The sequence below is a fragment of the Streptomyces phyllanthi genome (assembly GCF_009377205.1).
Lineage (GTDB): Bacteria > Actinomycetota > Actinomycetes > Streptomycetales > Streptomycetaceae > Streptomyces > Streptomyces phyllanthi.
This window is the reverse complement of sequence record NZ_VJZE01000780.1, coordinates 1-2,509: the sequence shown is the minus strand read 5'-3', so window position 1 is coordinate 2,509 and position 2,509 is coordinate 1. Positions and strand designations below refer to the sequence as shown.

The 2,509-nt window shown below is 72.3% G+C and carries 2 protein-coding genes; one reads left to right on the top strand and one right to left on the bottom strand.

Going from position 1 to position 2,509, the window contains the following annotated elements; genetic code table 11:
- Window positions 1-272: 272 nt before the first annotated feature.
- Entirely contained in the window at window positions 273-1,139 is an 867-nt protein-coding gene (locus tag FNH04_RS44755) for a hypothetical protein (protein ID WP_322725670.1), read from the bottom strand.
- Between the two features lie 72 nt (window positions 1,140-1,211).
- Between FNH04_RS44755 and FNH04_RS44750 the strand changes: the two genes are divergently transcribed.
- The gene (locus tag FNH04_RS44750) at window positions 1,212-2,141 is read left to right on the top strand and encodes a Ppx/GppA phosphatase family protein (RefSeq protein ID WP_152791957.1); all 930 of its coding nucleotides are present in this window, start codon (window positions 1,212-1,214) and stop codon (window positions 2,139-2,141) included.
- Window positions 2,142-2,509 lie beyond the last annotated feature (368 nt).

Here is a 2,509-nt window from a genome sequence, read left to right as displayed (position 1 = left end):
CCTAGGGTCTGTCCGGCGGTTCAGGGCCGGACAGACCCTAGGACGCGCGCGTGGGCAGCCCGTCGCATACGGGAACGGGGCCGCCGTACGCGACGGGAACGAGCACGGTCGGGGCCGCGCACGACCGACCCCCCCCCCCGCGCCGCCAACCGCCGTTGACGTCAGCCGACCACAGTCAGTCCGTACTCGATCCGTCCGTACTCGATCCGTCCGTACTCGATCCGTCCGTACTCGATAGGCCCGTACTCAGTCCGTCCCGTACTCAGTCCGGCTCAATCCGTCGGATCCGCCGGATGCGCCGCCACCAGCGGCAGCCGCGAGGCCAGTCGCTCCTCGCACAGCTCGACCAGGCGGTCGTACCCCGCCTTGCCCATCAGCTCGATCAGCTCCGGCCGGTACGAGACGTACACCGGCTCACCCGCGCCGTGCGCCGAGGTCGCCGAGGTGCACCACCAGTGCAGGTCGTGGCCGCCCGGACCCCAGCCGCGCCGGTCGTACTCGCCGATGGAGATCTGGAGCACCCGCGTGTCGTCGGGCCGGTCGATCCAGTCGTACGTCCGCCGGACCGGCAGCTGCCAGCACACGTCCGGCTTCGTCTCCAGGGGCTCGCGGCCCTCCCTGAGCGCCAGGATGTGCAGGGAGCAGCCCGCGCCGCCCGGGAATCCGGGCCGGTTCTGGAAGATGCACGAACCCTGGTACGGGCGGGTCTGGCGGTCCCCGTCCTCGTCCTCCGAGACCCAGCCGGTCTCCATTCCCACGTCGTGGTGCTGCCAGATCTCCGGTGTGAGCCTCGCCACATGCTCGGCGACCCGCTTCTCGTCGTCCTCGTCCGAGAAGTGCGCCCCCAGCGTGCAGCAGCCGTCGTCCGCGCGGCCCGCCTGGATGCCCTGGCAACCGCTTCCGAAGATGCAGTTCCAGCGAGAGGTCAGCCAGGTCAGATCACAGCGGAAGACCTGCTCCTCGTCCGCCGGATCAGGGAATTCCACCCACGCGCGCGCGAAGTCGAGCCCCTTCTCGTCGGGCTCCGGGGCGTCCTTCCCCGGCTTGCCGGACCTGGCCGGCTTCACCTGCGAAGAACCCTTGGCGGATTGGGCGGCCTTGGTTGCTTTGTCGTCCTTCGCCTTTTTCGTCTTTGGCACGCGTCCCAGGGTAAGGCGCCGGGAACGGCGTGAAGCACTGCGAACGCTCCTGGTGGCAGTAGCGTTCCGTCCATGAGACTCGGTGTCCTCGACGTGGGTTCGAACACAGTGCATCTGCTGGTGGTGGATGCCCACCCAGGCGCGCGCCCGTTGCCCGCGCACTCGCACAAGGTGGAGCTGCGGCTCGCCCAGCTCCTCGACGACAGCGGGGCCATCGGTTCCGACGGCGTGGAGAAACTGGTCGGCGTGGTCCACGAGGCGCTCCAGGCCGCCGAGGACAAGGGCGTCGAGGACCTGCTGCCGTTCGCCACGTCCGCCGTGCGAGAGGCCAGCAACGCCGACGACGTCCTCGCGCGCGTGAGGGACGAGACGGGTGTCGAGCTGCAGGTCCTGACGGGTGAGGAGGAGGCACGCCTCACCTTCCTGGCCGCCCGCCGCTGGTTCGGCTGGTCGGTGGGCAAGTTGCTGGTCCTGGACATCGGCGGCGGCTCCCTCGAGATCGCGTACGGCATCGACGAGGAGCCGGACGCGGCGGTGTCGCTGCCGCTGGGCGCGGGCCGGCTGACGGCCGCCTGGCTGCCGGGGGACCCGCCGGACCCGGCCGACATAAGGGCACTCCGCCGCCACGTACGAGCGGAGATCGCCCGGACGGTGGGGGAGTTCAGCCGCTTCGGCACCCCCGACCACGTGGTGGCCACGTCGAAGACCTTCAAACAGCTGGCACGGCTGGGTGGCGCCGCGCGTTCCACCGAGGGCCTCTACGTCCAGCGCGAGCTGAAGCGGGAGACCCTGGAGTCCTGGGTGCCGAAGCTCACGGGGATGACCGTCGCCCAGCGCGCGGAACTCCCCGGCGTCTCCGAGGGCCGCGCCGGCCAGCTCCTCGCGGGCGCGCTCGTCGCCGAGGGCGCCATGGACCTCTTCGGCGTGGAGGCCCTGGAGATCTGCCCATGGGCCCTCCGAGAGGGCGTGATCCTGCGGAGGCTGGACCACATGCCGTCGTAGGGCAGGGCGTCGGGGCGGTGCCGGCGTCGGGCATCCGGTCGGTGCGGGGCGTCGGCCGGGGCGCCGTGGGAGGTGGCTCGCTGAAGCGCCTGGGGCCGTCGCGGCGGCTCGCCTCGGCTCGCCTCCGCGGGCTCCCCGGCCGTGAGGGCCGTACTCCGCGGCCGTCGGTGTACCCGCCGAGGCCGACCCCACGGCGTACTGCGCGGGCCGGCTCCGCGCTGCCGTCACCCCGGCCGCCTCGGAGCGGGCCCCTCGCGACCGCACGCCTTTCCGCGCCTCCCACTCCGCGCACCGCCTCCCCGCGGGCGCGCACCGCCTTCCCACGGCCGCACCTCCCGCTCCAGGCCGCACCTCCCGCTCCCGGCCAC